Source organism: Pseudomonas sp. JUb52 (genome assembly GCF_004341115.1).
Classification (GTDB): Bacteria; Pseudomonadota; Gammaproteobacteria; order Pseudomonadales; family Pseudomonadaceae; genus Chryseomonas; species Chryseomonas oryzihabitans.
This window is the reverse complement of record NZ_SLYS01000008.1, coordinates 1-16,514: the sequence shown is the minus strand read 5'-3', so window position 1 is coordinate 16,514 and position 16,514 is coordinate 1. Positions and strand designations below refer to the sequence as shown.

The window sequence follows — 16,514 nt, the reverse complement described above, 5'->3', positions numbered from 1 at the left end:
GAATGAGTGCAGATTTAAGCGGGACGCTATTTAGCCGGCCGTGGGGCCTCGACTCGAAGAGCGTCACTGTCCTTGTCAATTGATAGCGCAACTGAAATATCCTTTTCAGTTTCGGTACTGGGCTGCGGCACCCAGCTATTGGCCGCGATTGTGGCTTCAGCGAAGCTCAACAGCAAGACCATTGCTGCTACGCAGGTTCCTATGGCAATCGCATTGATTACCTTCTGTTCTTTCACAGGCGCATTCATGTTGCTTGCCTAGCCCGGGTCCACGTCGAATGAGGTGGTCTGACAACCGCAGGCGGCAGAAGTGCGGAGGCATCAGGTTTTCACGATCAACCCTGGCTCCCGTCACCGCGGTAAGGCGTCGCTATTCAGCGCGATACCGCGATCCACAGCTGAGCGTTGCGCTCAGCTCAGTTGAATACCGGTTTCGCCCGCTATCCTGTCTGACGACTTTGTACTCTGGTCTTCCTGCTCCCACATGCCACCGCCGCCGATGACTGCAACTCGGCTGAAACCCCTCGTGCGCCCCGGCGTTCGTATCGATGGCGGTGCGATACGCTCCGCTGCGGATCCAGTTCCAGTATCTGGACATGAAAAAGCCCGCGCGAAGCGGGCTTTTTCCAGACCGAGGAGCAGCGTCCCAGTCAGGGCGTGTTGCCCTTGGCCAGGGCGGCAGCGATGGCCGGTGCGTCGATGGCGTTGGTCAGGACCTGGGTGCCCGAAAGGATGACGTTGTTGGTCGGGCCGCTGCCTTTGATCTCGTCGCTGGCGAGCAGCTTGCCCTGGTCGTCGAGGACCTGGGTGATGACGTCATAGTCGAAGCGGACGCGCATGTAGGCGTCGGATTTCCATTCCCGCAGTTTCAGCACCAGCAGCTTCTGGCCCTGGGGCGCGCGGTCGCTGGCCTGGCTGGGCATGGCGGTGATGGCGGCGCGGGCGAGGGCCTTTTGCACGGCATTCTGCAGGTCGGCGGAGAGGGGGCTGCCGCTGTAGGTGCGGACGCTCCAGGGGTTGTAGTAGAGACCGCGGATGTTGCCGACGTAGGTGGCGTCCTTGTTCTGGGCGACCACATAGGGGCGCTCATCGAGTACCGCGACGGCGACCGGCTTGTTCGCCGTGACGGTGAGTTGCGGGGCGGTCTGGCGGTAGTCGATCTTCTGGCCGATGGCGCAACCGGCCAGTTGCAGCGCAGCGAAGGTGATGAACAAGAGATGGGACGGCTTCATGCGAAACTCCTTTTTCGAGAGGCGCGCAGTCTAAGCCATCAGGTCCGTCATGCCAAAATAATGTGATGCATGTCACTAAATATCTGGATGGCCACGAGTCGATTGCCGGGCTCCGTAGCCGGGTGGATGCGCCTGGCACACTTATCAGTGGGGTAGGCAGGCCAGGGGATTATGTGCCTTTCAGTGGCGGGGACTCACGCAGCCTCAAGGGAAGGCACAGCGCTCAAGGATAAGACAGTCCCCGGGCTCTGCCCCGACCCGGGCGGGCTACAGCGTCTTCTTGTATTCCTTGTCCACCTTCTTGTCTTCGCGGTGGCGTTCCTTGTCCAGGTGGGTATCGGTGCGGTCGGCTTCGTCGGCGGCATGGGCCGCACCCTTGTCGACTTCCTTGCGGTCGTGGCGGGCGTCCTTGCTCACATCCCGGCCGTCCTGGCGGATGCTCTTTTCCACCGGGCTTTCGGCCAGCGCGACACATGTGCCGAGGACACTCAGCAAAACGGTCAGGGTGGCTGCGGTAGGGCGTGATTTCATCGAGAAGCGCTCCTGAGTAGAGACAGCGGGAGAGGTCGCCTGAGGCGACCGCTTCGTTTGCAGTAAAGCGCTAAAGCACCGTTTTGAAAGGAAGGCTGCAGAAGCGCCCTGGTCAAGTGGGCGAGCTGGACGCCCACGCGGACGCATCGTGCGGATGCAGACTCTCCAGATGGCGCACGTGGATGCATACGTCCTGGTAGCTGTTGCGCAGGGCCATCAGCAGGCGGCGCGCCGCGTCCTCGACGAACATCAGATTGCTGCCATTGAGCGCGGCGAAGGCCTGTTCGTCGGCGCGCTTCACGGCCGTTTGCACCGGCGTGCCCAGGGCCTGTTCGCACCGGTCGATCAGGGGGAGTAGGCCGAAGTCGGTTGCCCCGGCCGGTAGGCTGATCCGCACCTCGGCCAGGCTGCGTTGGCTGTGCGGGGTGGCCAGGGAGGCGTGACGTCTCAGCCAGTGGGCGACGGCGGCTGGATCGAGTTGCGTGGCGGACCCGTGCTCCGCGAGAAAGGCCCGTTCGATGAGTTGCCGGGACAGGGCGGCGGAGCAGGGGCAGGTGGAAGAGTAGAGGATCTCGACGCGCGCGCTGAGCTGGAATACCCCAGCCACCCAACTGGCTTCCAGGCGCATGGGATAGCGTTTCCAGCCGCTCAATTCGGGGGTCATCAGGGCGGGGCGGCGGATCAGCAGGGCGAAATCCAGCCGCAGGCGGGCGGCGCGGGAGTCGCAGCTGCGGTGGCTGGCGACCATGTCACTCAGCAGCAGACGCAGGCGCTCGGGCGTCAGGAGGGCCTCGCTGCCCAAGCAATCGAGCAGTTGATAGAGCCGGGACATATGGATGCCCTTGGCGGTGGCCGCGGGCAGGTCGACCTGGACGTCGGCCCTGGCGGGCAGCAGGCCGCCGAGATCGCCGTGGCCGAGGCGGATCGGCAGGTCGATACCCTGCATGCCGACCCAGTCGAGGGCGGCGGGCAGGGTGGCTGTCTCGCTGAGGGAGACATCGGGCAGGATGGCGTTCATGGGCAGGGCTCGCTTCAGTGCGGATCGGTGGCCTGGGGCCAGTCGCTGAAGGGGTTGTGCAGGCGCGTCCAGGCCGCGGGGCCGGCAGCGAGCTCGCTGTCGGTCAGCAGGCAGGCATCCAGGCGGGCGCGCAGGGCGGCTTCGTCCATGTCCATGCCGATGAGTACCAGTTCCTGGCGAGCATCGCCGACGCCCTCGTGCCATTTTTCCTTGATGAGGGCGACGGTTTCTTCATCCTCCGGCCACTGCTCGGGCGGTACCGCGGCCCACCAGCGCCCGGCCACGCCATGGCGGGCCACGGCGCCGGCCTGGGACCAGGTGCCGGCATGGGCGGGATGGCTGGCCAGCCAGAAGTAGCCCTTGGAGCGGATCACGCCAGGCCATTCCCCCTCGACCAGGGCGAAGAAGCGCTCGGGATGGAAGGGGTGGCGGGCGTGATAGACAAAGCTCGAGATGCCGTATTCCTCGGTCTCGGGGGTATGTTCGCCGCGCAGCTCCTGCAGCCAGCCCGGCGCCTGGGCGGCTTTATCAAAATCGAAGAGTCCGGTCTGCAGCACCCGCTCCAGCGGTACGGCGCCAAAGCTCGCCAGTTCCAGCCGCGCACTGGGGTTGAGGCTGCGCAGGATGGCCAGCAGCCGATCGCGTTCCGCCGGTTCGATGAGGTCTAGCTTGTTCACCACCAGGACGTCGCAGAATTCGATCTGCTCGATCAGCAGGTCGACCACGGTGCGTTCGTCTTCCTCGCCGAGGGATTCGCCGCGGGATTCCAGCAGATCGCTGGAGGCGTAGTCGCGTAGGAAGTTGAAGGCATCCACCACGGTGACCAGGGTGTCGAGCTGGGCGACGTCGCCCAGGCAGCGCCCGTCTTCGCCGGCGAAGGTGAAGGTTTCGGCCACGGGCAGGGGCTCGGAGATCCCGGTGGATTCGATGACCAGCTGATCGAAGCGGCCATCGCGGGCGAGGCGTTCGACTTCCAGCAGCAGGTCTTCGCGCAGGGTGCAGCAGATGCAGCCGTTGCTCATCTCCACCAGCTTTTCCTCGGTGCGCGACAGCTCGGCGCCGCCGTCGCGGACCAGGGCGGCGTCGATGTTGACCTCGGACATGTCGTTGACGATGACCGCCACCCGCCGGCCTTCGCGGTTGTTGAGAATATGGTTGAGCAGGGTGGTCTTGCCGGCGCCGAGAAAGCCGGACAGCACGGTGACAGGGAGTTTCTGGCTGGGGAGGCTGGCTAGGATCGTCATGGTTATCACGGCTAGGGTAGGTAGTAGGGCGGGCGCGTCCCTGTAGAGGATGCTCCAGAATTCTATAACACGTTATAACATAACATTAATTGCAGGTTAAGGACGGACCTGTTCCCTGCACAACGTCTTCTTCAGCTAACCGGGTGGGTGACTCGAGCCGCCCGCCATTGATCCAGGCGGACTGCCCTCGGTCACAGGCGCCAACTAGACGTGCTGACCGCCGTTGATATGGATCTCGGCACCGTTGATGTAGCAGGAGCGTTCGCTGCAGAGGAAGTAGATGGTCTCGGCCACTTCGTCGGGGGTACCCAGGCGCTTGAGCGGGACCTCGGCTTCCACCAGGCCATCGGTACCGGGCGAGAGGATGGAAGTGGCGATCTCGCCCGGTGCTATGGCGTTGGCGCGGATGCCACGGGGACCGAATTCATGGGCCAGTTCCCGGGTCAGCGCGGCCAGGCCTGCCTTGGAGGCGGCATAAGCCACTCCGGCGAAGGGATGCACTCGCGAACCGGCGATGGAGGTGACGTTGACGATGCTGCCTCGAGCGGCTTCAAGCTCCGGCAGCAGGGCGCGGGCCAGCAGGGCGGTGGAAACCAGATTGACGTTGAGGACGTGGGTCCAGGTCTCGGCATCCGACGCGGCTACCCCGAGGCGACCGCCATCCGGCCCCTTGGGCGAGATGCCGGCATTGTTGACCAGGGCATCCAGCTTGCCGCTGGGCAGGCGCTCGCGGACCGTGGCGACCAGGCGATCGATCTGGGTGAGGTCGGCGAGATCGGCCTGGATGTGCGCGTCGCGGGCTTCCGGCCAGGCGCATTCTTCGGAGAACGGCTGGCGGGAGACGGTGAGCAGACGCCAGCCCAGGCTGCGGAACAGCTTGACCGTGGCGTGACCGATTCCGCGACTGGCGCCGGTGAGCAGCATGGTGCGCTGGGTCATGGGCGACCCCGGCAGGCAGCGGGGCGGACGAGGGGCGACAGGACGGGCATGGTGGGTGACTCCGGCGTCTGGCAGGCCGGTTCACTATGCCCAAGCCGTTTGGGTGGGGCAATCGATGGTCTTTGCCGGTCAGCCGGAATTGGCCGCAGAGCCCTCATCGTGCCTTAGCCGCCCATGCTCACTGCGCACCGCCGCCATGAAGGTCTGCATGGCCGAGGACTGCACCCGGTGGCGGCGACGGATCAGTCCATAGGGCGGCAGTCGTGGTTCGAAGGCGATGGGCAGCACCGCCAGCAGGTGCCGGCCGGGATAGTCGTTGACCACCGACAGCGGCGTCACGCCGAGCATGTCGGTCTGCTGCAGCAGCGCCAGCAGGGTCATGATGGAGGTGGTTTCGACGATGCTGCCGGGGATGTCGACCCGGGCATCGTGGAAGGCCTGGTTGATGATGGCCCTCATCGGGCTGGGGTGCTGTTGCAGCACCCAGGTGTGCTCCTGCAATTCGCCCCAGGTGAGGTGAGTGGCCTGGGCAAGGGGATTCTGGGCGCCGGCGATCACGCAGAGCACCTCTTCGCCGAGGCTGTCGAACAGCAACTCTTCTGCGCGGGCCCCGGTAGGAATGCGGCCCAGGACCACGTCGAGCTGGTCCTGCAGCAGCGCCTGGACCAGCACGTCGCTGGTATCCACCTGGATGGACATGGACAGCCGCGGATGGCTCTGCTTTAGGGTGGCGATGGTGCGGGTCAGCAGACCCGAGGCCAGCGCCGGGATGGCGCCCACCGCAACCCGGCCCAGATTGCCCGATTCCAGCGCGACCAGCTCCTCGCGCATGCCCGAGAGTTCGGCGAACACCATCCGCGCGTAGTAGATCACCGTGTCGCCAAAGGCCGTGGCGCGCATGCCGCGCGGCAGCCGCTCGAACAGCCCCACGCCCAGCAGACTCTCGATCTCGTGCAGCATCTTGGTGGCGGCCGGCTGGGTCATGCCGATGTCGTCGGCGGCGCGGCGCAGCGAGCCGAATTCCGCCAGTGCCAGCACCAGCCGCAACTGGCGCAGGCGCAGACGGCTGTGGATGGTGTGGGCATCGGGAATGCGCGTCATGCTGGCGGACCTTGGGGCAGGGGAGCCGGCTAGGGTAGCGCATGAGCCCGGGCCTGGCGTCGGTGGGGTGCGTCCGCGCCAGGCCGGGGCGTTCACGACGGCCGTACCTTGGCCCGCGGCTGGCCCAGGCGCAGCGCCTGCAAGCCCCGCGCGAGCAACGGCCAGCAGAGCATCAGCAACGCCGCGGTGGTCAAACTGCCCACCAGCGGGTTGGACCAGAAGATGCCCAGCTGGCCATCGGAGAACAGCATCGATTGGCGAAAGGCGTCTTCGGCCTTGTCGCCCAGCACAGCCGCCAGCACCAAGGGGGCGATGGGATAGCCGAGCTTCTTGAAGGCATAGCCGAGGATGCCGAAACCGAGCATCAGCCAGACGTCGAACAGGCTGTTGTGCACCGAGTAGGCGCCGATCACGCAGACGGTAAAGATGATCGGCGCGATGATGCAGAACGGGATGCGCAGGATGGCGGCGAACAGCGGCACCGTCGCCAGCACCACGATCAGGCTGACCACGTTGCCCAGGTACATGCTGGCGATCAGACTCCAGACGAAGTCGTGCTGTTCGGCGAACAGGGTCGGCCCCGGATGCAGGCCCCAGATCATCAGGCCACCGAGCATTACCGCGGCGGTGGCGGAGCCGGGAATACCCAGGGTCAGCATCGGCAGCAGGGCACTGGTGCCGGCGCTGTGGTCGGCGGTCTCCGGCGCGATCACCCCTTCCAGTTCGCCCTTGCCGAAGCCCTCGCGGTTCTTTGAAAAGCGCCGCGCCAGGCTGTAGCTCATGAAGGAGGCGGCGGTAGGGCCACCGGGCGTCACGCCCATCCAGCAACCGACCAGGGCGCTGCGCAGCCAGGTCAGCCAGTAGCGTGGCAACTGTTTCCAGGTGCCGAGCACGGTGCGCAGGGTGATGCGCGCCTGCTCGCCACGAAAGACCAGGCCTTCCTCCACGGTGCAGAGGATCTCGCCGATGCCGAACAGGCCGATCACCGCCACCTCGAAGCTGATGCCCGACAGCAGTGCCGGCTGGTCGAAGGTCAGGCGCAGATTGCCGGACACCGTATCCATGCCCACCGCCGCCATGGCGAAGCCGATCATCATGGCCGCCACCGTTTTCAGCGGTGGATTCTTGCTCATGCCGATGAAGGTGCAGAAGGCCAGCAGGTAGACGGCGAAGAACTCCGGGGAGCTGAATTCCATGGCGAAGGCGGCGATGCGGCTGGAGAGGAAGGTCAGCAGCAGCACCCCGACCAGGGCGCCCAGCAGCGCCGAGGTGAAGGCCGCGGTCAGGGCTTCGCCGGCACGACCCTGGCGCGCCAGCGGATAGCCGTCGAAAGTGGTGGCCACCGACGAGGGTTCGCCGGGGATGTTGAACAGGATCGAGGTGATGGAGCCACCGAACAGCGCACCCCAGTACATGCAGGAGAGCAGGATGATGGCCGAGGTCGGGCTCATGGTGAAGGTCAGCGGCAGCAGCAGGGCGACGCCATTGGGGGCGCCCAGGCCGGGCAGCACCCCGACCAGGATGCCGAGCAGCACGCCGATCACCATCAGGGCGAGGTGGTGGAAGGACAGGATCAGCCCCATCCCGTGCATCAGGGAGTCGAATTCGCTCATGACAGGCTCCTCAGCAGGCGGGTGAGGTCGGCCAAGGGCCCGGCATCCAGCGGCACCTTGAACCAGAGGGCGAAGATCAGATAGCTGGCCAGGCTCACGCCGCCGGCGGTGGCGAGGATCTGCCAGGCGCCGTAGCGTCTTTGCCGCTGGCGATCCCGTGCCATGAACCAGGCGATGAACAGGAAGGCCGTCAGATAGAGGCCCAGCAGGGGCAGGGCGACGACGAAGGCCAGCATCGGCAGGAATACCCGCAGCACCTGGCCGAAGGCGGCGCGTTCGACGAAGCCCGAGCGCAGCGACTGCCAGCGCCACAGCGTCTGCAGCGCCGTGGCCAGGCTGGCCAGGGTCAGCAGCAGGCCGATGTAGAAGGGGAAGTAGCCCGGCTCGGGGCCGGCATCGCCCCAGCCGATACCCTGTTCAAGGCTGCCCACCATCACGATGCCGCCAAGGCCAGCGGTAAAGGCCGCCAACCCCAGTTCCACCCAGCGGGTGGTGATCAGAGAATCTCCGGCCATCGCCGTCTCTCCTGTGTCGGTGCGCCGATCAGCGCTTGAGCCAGCCCGCGTCCTCGAACACCGGGGTGACCCGGGCGGTGTCCTGGGCGATGTAGTCCTGCAGCGCCTGGCCTTCGAGGAAGGTGGGCACCAGCGCATTGCGCTCGATGTAGGCCTTGAACTCCGGCGTCTGGCTGACCTTGCGCAGCAGTTCCATATAGAAGGCCCGTTGTTCCTCGCTGACCCCGCCCGGCAAGAGCACAGTGCGCGGGAAACGGTACTGGTCGATGCCCAGACCCTGCTCCTTGCAGGTGGGCACGTCGGACCAGGCCTGGGTCTCGGTGACCTTGGCGGTATAGGTCATGCGCGCCTGGCTGAACACGCACAGCGGCACCACCTGGCCGCCGCGCCACTGGCTCAGGCTCTCGCTGGGGTTGTTGACGTTGGAAGTGATGTGCTTGCCGGCCAGCTGGGTCGCCGCCTCGCTGCCACTCTTGAAGGGAATGTAGGTGAGCTTGGTGCCCTCGGTGCGATTGAGCAGCAGGGTCAGGGTCTGGTCGACGTCCTTGGACTGGCTGCCACCCATGCGCTTGCCGGCCGGATCCTGCTTGATGGCGTCGAGGTAGCCCCGGGCGTCCTTCCAGGGCGCGTCGGCGTAGCTCCAGAGGATGAAGTCATCCTCGGCGATGGCCGCCACCGGGGTGAGGTCGGCGAGCTGGTAGCCGAGCTTGGCGGTCAGCGGCAGCAGATAGACGTTGTTGGTGGCGATGACCAGCTTGTCCGCCTCGCCCTTGGCCATCTTCATCTCCAGGAAAGCCTCGGCGCCGTTGCCGCCACCCTTGTTCATCACCACGGTGCTGGCGTCGAGCAGCCTGTGCTGCGTGATGATCGACTGGATCAGTCGGCCGAGCTGGTCGGTGCCGCCACCGGGACCACCGGCGACCACGATCTCCACCTTGCCCTCGGGTTGCCAGGCAGCCTGGGCGACGGGAGCCACCACAGCGGCCAGGCACAGGGGGAGGGCGGCGAGCAGGGAAGTGCTGCGCATGGGACTACCTCTTTCTTGTCGTTGTTTTGGGTGGGCCGAGTGTGCGCAGCACCCGGCGATCCTGACCAGTCAAAAGAAGGCATGCACCTATAGCCTGGGGTTATGCCTGGCGCTGCTCTTAATCTGACTCCGCACGGCAAAAGGGCTGTAGTGACGAGCGAAAAACGACCTATATCCTGCGGCTATACACCTATGCGCAGATTTGATTAGACGGTTATCGCCCCTCGGCTGATAGTCGACCTCGCCAGCCGGCAGCTGAACACCCATAACAAGAATCCCAGGGGTCCATGCCATGCTCTCGACGTCCCGTTCCTCACGCCTCGGCGAAGCCGCCGTGCCCACGGCGCTCCAGGCTTCCCGCGTCCGCTGGCGCATCTTCGCCATCATCTTCGGTCTTACGGTCATCAACCTGGTGGATCGCGTGTCGCTGTCCATCGCCATGCCTACCATCGCCCGCGAATTCCAGCTGACGCCGGCCACCCAGGGGCTGATTCTCAGCAGCTTCTTCTGGGCCTATGCGCTCCTGCAGATTCCCGGCGGCTGGCTGATCGACCGCTACGGCCCGCGCCGCGTCATCGGCTGGTCCACTGGCCTCTGGGGCGTCTTCCAGACCCTCGCCGCCTTCGCCACCGGCGGGCTGTCACTGATCTTCGCCCGAGTCGCCCTGGGCGCCGCCGAGGCGCCGCTGTTCCCGGCCGGTGGCAAGCTCAATTCCCTCTGGCTGGCTTCCAGCGAGCGCGGCCGTGGCGCGGTGCTGATGGATTGCGGCGGACCGCTGGGCGTGGCCCTGGGCGGACTGCTCATCGCCTACCTGATCGCCGTCTTCGGTTCCTGGCGCACCGCCTTCTTCATCGCCGGTATCGCCACCCTGGCCATGGCCTGGCTCGCCTGGCGCTATCTCCGGGACGACCCAGCCGCCCACCCCGGGGTCAATGCCGCCGAGCTGGCGCGCATCAACGAAGGTCGCACCACCTCGGTGGCCCAGGCGGCCAAGGCCGGCGCTCGAGGCCTGGGCATCGCCCGTCGCTCCCTGGCCGGCATCCTCATCGGTCGCGCCAGCTGGGCCATGGTCTTCTTCGGCCTGCTGACCTGGGGGCCCAGCTACCTGGCCCAGGCCCGCGGCTTCGACATCAAGGGCATCGGCGCCGCTACCTTCGTCATCTTCCTCTGCGGGGCGGCCGGCTCCCTGGTCGGTGGCTTCCTCTGCGACCTGCTGGTGCGCAAGGGCGTGCGTCGTGGCCTCGCCGCCAAGGGACTGCTGTCCTGCTCCGGCCTGGTGGCGCTGGCGGCCTTCCTGCTGCTGCCGCGGCTGACCGATCCCTATGCCGCCGTGGCGCTGCTGTCGCTCACCGCCTTCTTCCTCATGTGGGGCAGCCTCTACTGGAGCTTCCCGGCGCTGCTGGCGGTGCCGGCACGCGTCGGCCTTATCGGTGGGGTGATGAACCTGGCCGGCAGCCTCGGCGGCATCGCCGTACCCATCCTGGTCGGCCTGCTGCTGCAGCACCTGGGTGGCTATCCCGCGGTGCTGGGCTTCTTCGCTCTCTGCTCGGGCCTGTTCATCCTCGGCACCCTGTTGATCGTCCTGGACCAGCGGGAGGTGCAGCATGGCTGAGCTCTATGACGGCCCCATCGTCGATGCCCATCATCACTTCTGGGAGCCCCGGCGCAACTTCCACCCCTGGCTGTCCAGCACGGAAACCATCCCCTTCCGCTATGGCGACTACAACGCCATCAAGGGTGACTATCTGCCCGAGCACTACCTGGCCGACGCGGCCGGTCACCAGGTGGTCCAGACGGTCTATGTCGAGACCGAGTGGGATCCGCGTGATCCCCTGGGCGAGACCCGCTACGTCCATGACCTGGCACGCCGCCATGGCGCGCCCCATGCGGTGGTCGCCCAGGCCTGGCTGGATGCGGCAGACGCCGCCGAGCTGCTCGCCGCCCAGGCCTCCTTCGAACGGGTGCGCAGCGTCAGACACAAGCCCGGTGGCCCGGCGCGCTCGGAAGAGGTGGGCAGCCAGCGCACCCTGATGAGCGACGAGCGCTGGCGCCAGGGCTACGCCGAACTGCAGCGCCACGGCCTGCACTTCGACCTGCAGACGCCCTGGTGGAATCTCGACGAAGCCTGTCGCCTGGCGCGGGACTTCCCGGCCACCCAGCTGATCCTCAACCACACGGGGCTGCCGTCCGACCGCAGCGCCGAAGGTCTGGCCAACTGGCGCGCGGCCCTGGCCCGCCTCGCCGAATGGCCCAACGTGGCGCTGAAGATCTCCGGCCTGGGCCGCGCCGGCCAGCCGTGGCGCGCCGAAGACAACGCCTGGATCGTGCACGAGGCCATCGCCGTCTTCGGCGCGGAACGCGCCATGTTCGCCAGCAACTTTCCCGTCGATCGTCTGTGCGGCAGCTACGACACCATCATCGGCGGCTTCAAGCATCTGGTGGCCGACCTGCCCATCACGGCCCAGCGCCAACTCTTCCACGACACCGCCCAGCGTCTGTATCGCCCGGTGGCCGACGTCTTTCGCCTGGACACCTACCTGAGGACTTCCGCATGAGCAATTCCACGCTTCCCCGCCTGGCCCTGGTGCTGGGTGATCCGGCCGGCATCGGCCCCGAGCTGATCGCCCGCCTGCTGGCCGATCCCGAGGTGCGCAGCCGCGCCCGCCTGGTGCTGATCGCCGACGAGGAGGAGGCCCGCGCCGGCATGCGCATCGCCGATTGCGAATATCCTTACCGCCCCATCGATAGCCTGGATGCCCTCGATTTCCAGGACGACGTACCCTTGCTGTATCCCTACCGGGGCGCTGCCGAGGGCGCCTTTCCCTGCAGCGAAGCCAGTGTCGCCGGCGGCCGCTACAGCCTGGACACCCTGGCCGTCGCCCTCGACCTGACTCAGGCGGGTCACACTGACGCCATCCTCTTCGGTCCGCTGAACAAGACCTCCCTGCACCTGGCAGGCATGGGCCACAACGACGAATTGCACTGGTTCGCCGAGCACCTCGGCTACCAGGGGCCATTTTGCGAATTCAATGTGCTCGACGATCTCTGGACCTCTCGGGTGACCTCCCACGTCGCCCTGAAGGATGTCCCTGGCTTGCTCAGCCAGGAGCGGGTGATCGAAGCCATCCAGCTGATCGACAACGAACTCAAGCGCAGCGGCCTGGCGCGACCGCGCATCGGTGTCTGCGGCCTCAATCCGCACAATGGCGACAACGGCAGCTTCGGCCGCGAGGAGATCGACCTCATCGGCCCGGCCGTCGAGCGCGCCAGGGCGCTGGGCATCGCCGCCGACGGCCCCTATCCCGCGGACACCATCTTTCTCAAGGTCCAGGGGGACGCCCGCGCCTTCGACGCCGTGGTGACCATGTACCACGACCAGGGCCAGATCGCGATCAAGCTGATGGGCTTCTCCCGTGGGGTCACGGTGCAGGGCGGCTTGCCCATTCCCATCGCCACGCCCGCCCACGGCACCGCCTTCGACATCGCCGGTCAGGGCCGCGCCAATGTCGGTGCGACCCGTCAGGCCTTCGAGATCGCCTGCCGCCTGAGCGCTTCCCGCCACTGATAGCTGCCGCGGCGTCCAGTCGCCTCCCGAATCCGCCGAACCGGTCCCTGGGGCCGGACGGCCTTACTCATGCTCGAAAAAGGAACCTCACCATGAAAATTACCAGCGTTCGCACCCGCGTCTTCGAATGGAAGGGCAAGGTCGTCCCGCCTCAGGCGCACTTCTGCACCAACGCCACCGACATCCTCTATGAGCGCGGCGACGCCATGGGCTCCTTCCGCTTCCACGGCTGGCTGGTGGTGGAGATCGAAACCGACAGCGGCTTGGTCGGCCTTGGCAACTGCGCCCTGGCGCCGCGGGTGGCCAAAGAAATCATCGACCTCTACCTGACCCCCATCGTCCTGGGCCAGGATCCTTTCGACAACGAATACCTCTGGCAGAAGATGTATCGCCGCACCCACGCCTGGGGCCGCAAGGGCATCGGCATGGCCGCCATCTCCGCCGTGGACCTGGCGCTCTGGGACTTGATGGGCAAGGCGGTAGACAAGCCGGTGTTCAAGTTGCTGGGTGGCCGGACCAAGGAAAAGATCCCCTGCTACGCCTCCAAGCTCTACGCCAATTACAATCTGGATCTGTTTCTGGAAGAGGCCCAGGGCTATCTCAACCAGGGCTTCGATGCCCTCAAGATGAGATTCGGCTACGGGCCCAAGGACGGCCCCGCGGGCATGCGCCGTAACATCGAGCAGGTGCGCGCCTTGCGCGAGCTGGCCGGTCCCGACGTCGACATCATGCTGGAGTGCTACATGGGCTGGACCCTGGAATACGCCCGCCGCATGCTGCCCAAGCTGGCCGAATTCGAACCGCGCTGGCTTGAGGAGCCGGTCATCGCCGATGACATCGAAGGCTACGTCGAACTCAAGAAGATGGGCATCATGCCCATCTCCGGCGGCGAGCACGAATTCACTTCCTACGGTTTCAAGGACCTGCTCGAACGCCGCGCCGTGGACGTCATCCAGTACGACACCAACCGCGTCGGCGGCATCACCGCCGCGCGCAAGATCAACGCCCTGGCCGAAGCCTGGTCGGTGCCGGTCATCCCCCACGCCGGCCAGATGCACAACTACCACCTGACCATGGCCAGCACCGCCTCGCCCATGGCCGAGTTCTTCCCGGTATTCGACGTGGAGGTAGGCAACGAACTCTTCTACTACGTCTTCAAGGGCGAACCCCAGCCCGTCGGCGGCTACCTGCAACTCGACGACGACAAACCCGGCCTGGGCCTGGAACTGTCCGAAGAGCATCTCAAGGATTTCGATGTGATCGAGTAGCGGTCTGGTCTGGCTGCCGCCCGTGCTGTGCGGCAGCCATCCTGCGTTCATGCGGCGGGTGACAGCACTCGCCACGCCACCTGACTCAACCCGCCAATATTGCCGCCGCACCCCGTGGCTGCCGGGTGTACCACAGCACCCGGCTGACCCCGCGGGTCACCGCCACATAGCTCAGGCGCAACGCCTCGTCCGCCATGGCGTCGTCATAGCTTTGCTGGAAATGTCCGCTGGTCGCATAGAGGGCGTTGCGCAACGGGTGGGGCTGCTGGGGCTGGCCATCGTCCAGCACGATCGCCACCTCGGCCTGCAGGCCCTTGGCTCGGTGAATGGTGCAGGTGCGTACGCCTGGCTGACGTCCCAACTGCTCGTTGATGGCTTTCAAGGGCGCGTTCAGGCGACTCATCACCATGACCGCGCACCGCTCCGGCCGCTCTCGTTCCGCGGCATACGTCCGTTGCGCCTCGATCTCGTTCAGCAACGCAGCCAACTGGCGGGCGATATCGAATTGCGGCACGACCTTGACCCCATGACCCTGGTCATCCGCCGCGCGAAAGGCCTGGGTCTTCTTGGGCTGCTTGTGGCGTACCTGCGTCAGGATGCGTTCGCCGTCCGCCACGATGTCCGGTGAAGAACGGTAGTTGGTCCCCAGCATCAGTGTCTGGCTGGGCGTCTGGCCTGGAAACCAGCGGTCGAAGTGAATGAACAGCTCCGGCGAGCTGCCTCTCCAGCCGTAGATGGATTGCCAGTCGTCACCGATGGCCATCAACGTAGGCGCAGCTTTCTCCTCCGCAAGCCTGCGCTGTACCTGCTGCAGCCAGAGGGCGATCTGCGGGGAGATGTCTTGGAATTCATCGATCAGCAAATGGGTGAAGGGCTGCAGACGGGCAATCAGGGCGCGACTGGGTTTCTTTTCCAGGCGATCCGTCAGCACGGCAAAGGCGGTATTGAAGGTGATCAGCCGCTGTTCCTTCAGCAGCTTGCCGAAGTGTCGCCAGAACTGCTGCATGGCCTCCAGGAAGATCCGGTCCCGCGTCGAGCACTCCAGCTGACTGCTCTTTATAGAGCCGACCCGCAATCCCAGGGTCTCGGCGAATGAGGCCTGGCCATAGAAGAGGTCGGACAGCGGTTGCGGTTGACGTTCGCCATTGAGGACGAAGGGCTGCAAGGGTGGCGCGCCGGGTAGCTCCTCCTCATTGGGCGGCGCCAGTTCCAGCAACAGATGGACCCGACGCCGAAAGCCGGCGTCTTCGCGGTAGCATTGCTCGTAGGCCTGTATCAGGAGCTGCCGTTGAGCCTCGTTCAGGCTGGCACCAGCCAGCATGCCGTTGTCCGGTTCGTCGTCACCTTTCGATTGGCTGGACAGCTGCTCGAACCATTGTGTTGCCTTCAGTTCGGTGCGCGCCAACTGTGCCAGGGCCGAGTGAAAGGTTCTTACCAGTTCGCGTGCCGCCTCGTCATCCAGCGGGGCCTCCCAGAAGGCCAGGACGCGCTTGAGCTGGGCGCGCAACTCTTCGCAGGACGCCTTGGTGAAGGAGATGACGGTCAGCTGCTCGCGCGGGATGTCGAGGTGGCAAAGCATGAACACCACTCGCAGCACCAGCGTCGTGGTCTTGCCCGAGCCGGCCCCTGCGAAGATACGCGTAGCTGGAACCCGCGTGAGGATCATCTTCCACTGCTCAGGTGAAGGTGGCTGGATGATGCCCTGAGCCACGGCCTGCTCGACCCGTATCTTCATCCGCTGCTCCTGGGAGCGCTTGATGGTGAGTGCGGGGCCATAGATGCCGGCGGGGGAGGGGATGGCCGGGGTAGCCTGTATAAAGGATTGCTCGCTGTTCGCTGCCTTGACCGAGACTTTGGGCTCGGCCTGCCGTTTGCGGGCCTTGGTCGGCTGCACCTTTTTCTGGCCGCTTGGCGCCTGCTCTCCTTTAAGGAAGAGCGTCGTACGGGGAAACCAGTCGCCCAGGGTGTTTCTCAGCTGTTGTCGATAGCGAGCCAGGATGGAAGTCATGCAGTCCTCGAAACATGGTCTGCCGGCATCTTACCTCGCACAGGTGACAGCTCGCCTTTTGGTGGCCTTTTTCATCCCTGCCGAAAGATTCTTGAAATAACCTGTTGACCTGCCCCAAAACTCCCTATAATGCGCCCCACTTCCGGCGCAGACGCTGAAGCGGCTTGAAAATCAAGCACTTAGGTCTGAGTCGGGCGAGGGGTCCACGGATTCTTCGCCATTTGGCTCACCTTCGGGTGGCAACGAAATGAAGTGGAGGGGGTTGACAGCGTCTGAGGATGCTGTAGGATTCGCCTCCCGCTGCCGAGATTGGTTAGACCGATCAGGCAAGCGCAAGTGGTTGAGTTGAAACGAAAAAGTTCAAATCAACGCTTGACAGGATGTGAGGACAGCGTAGAATGCGCGCCTCGGTTAGCGACACGGTCGCAACCAACTGCTCTTTAACAAGTTGAAT

At 65.3% G+C, this 16,514-nt stretch carries 15 protein-coding genes; 4 read left to right on the top strand and 11 right to left on the bottom strand.

The genetic code is table 11. From position 1 onward, the window contains the following. Nucleotides 1-26: 26 nt before the first annotated feature. The 10 genes from EC839_RS14470 to EC839_RS14425 all read right to left on the bottom strand — a co-directional run bounded on the left by EC839_RS14470 (nt 27) and on the right by EC839_RS14425 (nt 9,219). On the bottom strand, nt 27-248 hold the full coding sequence (locus tag EC839_RS14470; protein WP_132832720.1) for a hypothetical protein: 222 nt from the start codon (nt 246-248) through the stop codon (nt 27-29). Between the two features lie 401 nt (nt 249-649). Continuing rightward, nucleotides 650-1,231: a hypothetical protein gene (locus tag EC839_RS14465; RefSeq protein WP_007162326.1), complete on the bottom strand. Its 582-nt coding sequence runs from the start codon at nt 1,229-1,231 to the stop codon at nt 650-652. 267 nt (nt 1,232-1,498) lie between these two features. Further along, nucleotides 1,499-1,762, bottom strand: a complete 264-nt coding sequence (locus EC839_RS14460) for a hypothetical protein (RefSeq protein ID WP_007162327.1) — start codon at nt 1,760-1,762, stop codon at nt 1,499-1,501. A gap of 112 nt (nt 1,763-1,874) precedes the next feature. Next, nucleotides 1,875-2,780: a GTP cyclohydrolase FolE2 gene (gene folE2 / locus EC839_RS14455; RefSeq protein WP_007162328.1), complete on the bottom strand. Its 906-nt coding sequence runs from the start codon at nt 2,778-2,780 to the stop codon at nt 1,875-1,877. A gap of 14 nt (nt 2,781-2,794) precedes the next feature. Further along, nucleotides 2,795-4,024: a zinc metallochaperone GTPase ZigA gene (zigA, locus tag EC839_RS14450; RefSeq protein ID WP_039976277.1), complete on the bottom strand. Its 1,230-nt coding sequence runs from the start codon at nt 4,022-4,024 to the stop codon at nt 2,795-2,797. 204 nt (nt 4,025-4,228) lie between these two features. Beyond that, nucleotides 4,229-4,963, bottom strand: coding sequence for an SDR family NAD(P)-dependent oxidoreductase (locus EC839_RS14445; protein WP_007162330.1), 735 nt, complete (start codon nt 4,961-4,963; stop codon nt 4,229-4,231). Between the two features lie 129 nt (nt 4,964-5,092). Next, nucleotides 5,093-6,064, bottom strand: a complete 972-nt coding sequence (locus EC839_RS14440; RefSeq protein WP_007162331.1) for a LysR family transcriptional regulator — start codon at nt 6,062-6,064, stop codon at nt 5,093-5,095. A gap of 92 nt (nt 6,065-6,156) precedes the next feature. After that, on the bottom strand, nt 6,157-7,677 hold the full coding sequence (locus EC839_RS14435) for a tripartite tricarboxylate transporter permease (RefSeq protein WP_007162332.1): 1,521 nt from the start codon (nt 7,675-7,677) through the stop codon (nt 6,157-6,159). Then, nucleotides 7,674-8,192 carry a tripartite tricarboxylate transporter TctB family protein gene (locus EC839_RS14430; protein ID WP_007162333.1) on the bottom strand — a complete coding sequence of 173 codons (519 nt, stop codon included), beginning with the start codon at nt 8,190-8,192 and terminating at the stop codon, nt 7,674-7,676. Before EC839_RS14430 ends, EC839_RS14435 begins: the two co-directional genes overlap by 4 nt. A gap of 28 nt (nt 8,193-8,220) precedes the next feature. Continuing rightward, nucleotides 8,221-9,219, bottom strand: a complete 999-nt coding sequence (locus tag EC839_RS14425) for a tripartite tricarboxylate transporter substrate binding protein (RefSeq protein ID WP_007162334.1) — start codon at nt 9,217-9,219, stop codon at nt 8,221-8,223. A 292-nt stretch (nt 9,220-9,511) separates the two neighbouring features. Between EC839_RS14425 and EC839_RS14420 the strand changes: the two genes are divergently transcribed. The 4 genes from EC839_RS14420 (at nt 9,512) to EC839_RS14405 (ending at nt 14,052) form a co-directional block, all read left to right on the top strand. Beyond that, the gene (locus EC839_RS14420) at nt 9,512-10,831 is read left to right on the top strand and encodes an MFS transporter (protein WP_007162335.1); all 1,320 of its coding nucleotides are present in this window, start codon (nt 9,512-9,514) and stop codon (nt 10,829-10,831) included. Beyond that, complete coding sequence (locus EC839_RS14415) at nt 10,824-11,774, top strand: amidohydrolase (RefSeq protein WP_007162336.1); 951 nt, start codon at nt 10,824-10,826, stop codon at nt 11,772-11,774. The genes EC839_RS14420 and EC839_RS14415 overlap by 8 nt, the downstream gene beginning before the upstream one ends. Further along, on the top strand, nt 11,771-12,784 hold the full coding sequence (locus EC839_RS14410; protein ID WP_007162337.1) for a 4-hydroxythreonine-4-phosphate dehydrogenase PdxA: 1,014 nt from the start codon (nt 11,771-11,773) through the stop codon (nt 12,782-12,784). The genes EC839_RS14415 and EC839_RS14410 overlap by 4 nt, the downstream gene beginning before the upstream one ends. A 92-nt stretch (nt 12,785-12,876) precedes the next feature. Beyond that, the gene (locus tag EC839_RS14405; protein WP_007162338.1) at nt 12,877-14,052 is read left to right on the top strand and encodes an L-rhamnonate dehydratase; all 1,176 of its coding nucleotides are present in this window, start codon (nt 12,877-12,879) and stop codon (nt 14,050-14,052) included. 85 nt (nt 14,053-14,137) lie between these two features. On the opposite strand, the gene EC839_RS14400 is transcribed toward EC839_RS14405, so the two are convergent. Continuing rightward, nucleotides 14,138-16,060, bottom strand: coding sequence for a UvrD-helicase domain-containing protein (locus EC839_RS14400; RefSeq protein ID WP_007162339.1), 1,923 nt, complete (start codon nt 16,058-16,060; stop codon nt 14,138-14,140). Between the last annotated feature and the right edge of the window lie 454 nt (nt 16,061-16,514).

Bases quoted from the DNA above. Each gene is read 5' to 3' on its own strand.
- EC839_RS14400 (WP_007162339.1), bottom strand. From the start codon at position 16,060: ATGACTTCCATCCTGGCTCGCTATCGACAACAGCTGAGAAACACCCTG.
- EC839_RS14440 (WP_007162331.1), bottom strand. From the start codon at position 6,064: ATGACGCGCATTCCCGATGCCCACACCATCCACAGCCGTCTGCGCCTG.
- EC839_RS14435 (WP_007162332.1), bottom strand. From the start codon at position 7,677: ATGAGCGAATTCGACTCCCTGATGCACGGGATGGGGCTGATCCTGTCC.
- EC839_RS14445 (WP_007162330.1), bottom strand. From the start codon at position 4,963: ATGACCCAGCGCACCATGCTGCTCACCGGCGCCAGTCGCGGAATCGGT.
- EC839_RS14425 (WP_007162334.1), bottom strand. From the start codon at position 9,219: ATGCGCAGCACTTCCCTGCTCGCCGCCCTCCCCCTGTGCCTGGCCGCT.
- EC839_RS14460 (WP_007162327.1), bottom strand. From the start codon at position 1,762: ATGAAATCACGCCCTACCGCAGCCACCCTGACCGTTTTGCTGAGTGTC.
- EC839_RS14430 (WP_007162333.1), bottom strand. From the start codon at position 8,192: ATGGCCGGAGATTCTCTGATCACCACCCGCTGGGTGGAACTGGGGTTG.
- EC839_RS14405 (WP_007162338.1), top strand. From the start codon at position 12,877: ATGAAAATTACCAGCGTTCGCACCCGCGTCTTCGAATGGAAGGGCAAG.
- EC839_RS14410 (WP_007162337.1), top strand. From the start codon at position 11,771: ATGAGCAATTCCACGCTTCCCCGCCTGGCCCTGGTGCTGGGTGATCCG.
- zigA (WP_039976277.1), bottom strand. From the start codon at position 4,024: ATGACGATCCTAGCCAGCCTCCCCAGCCAGAAACTCCCTGTCACCGTG.
- EC839_RS14465 (WP_007162326.1), bottom strand. From the start codon at position 1,231: ATGAAGCCGTCCCATCTCTTGTTCATCACCTTCGCTGCGCTGCAACTG.
- EC839_RS14415 (WP_007162336.1), top strand. From the start codon at position 10,824: ATGGCTGAGCTCTATGACGGCCCCATCGTCGATGCCCATCATCACTTC.
- EC839_RS14470 (WP_132832720.1), bottom strand. From the start codon at position 248: ATGAATGCGCCTGTGAAAGAACAGAAGGTAATCAATGCGATTGCCATA.
- EC839_RS14420 (WP_007162335.1), top strand. From the start codon at position 9,512: ATGCTCTCGACGTCCCGTTCCTCACGCCTCGGCGAAGCCGCCGTGCCC.
- folE2 (WP_007162328.1), bottom strand. From the start codon at position 2,780: ATGAACGCCATCCTGCCCGATGTCTCCCTCAGCGAGACAGCCACCCTG.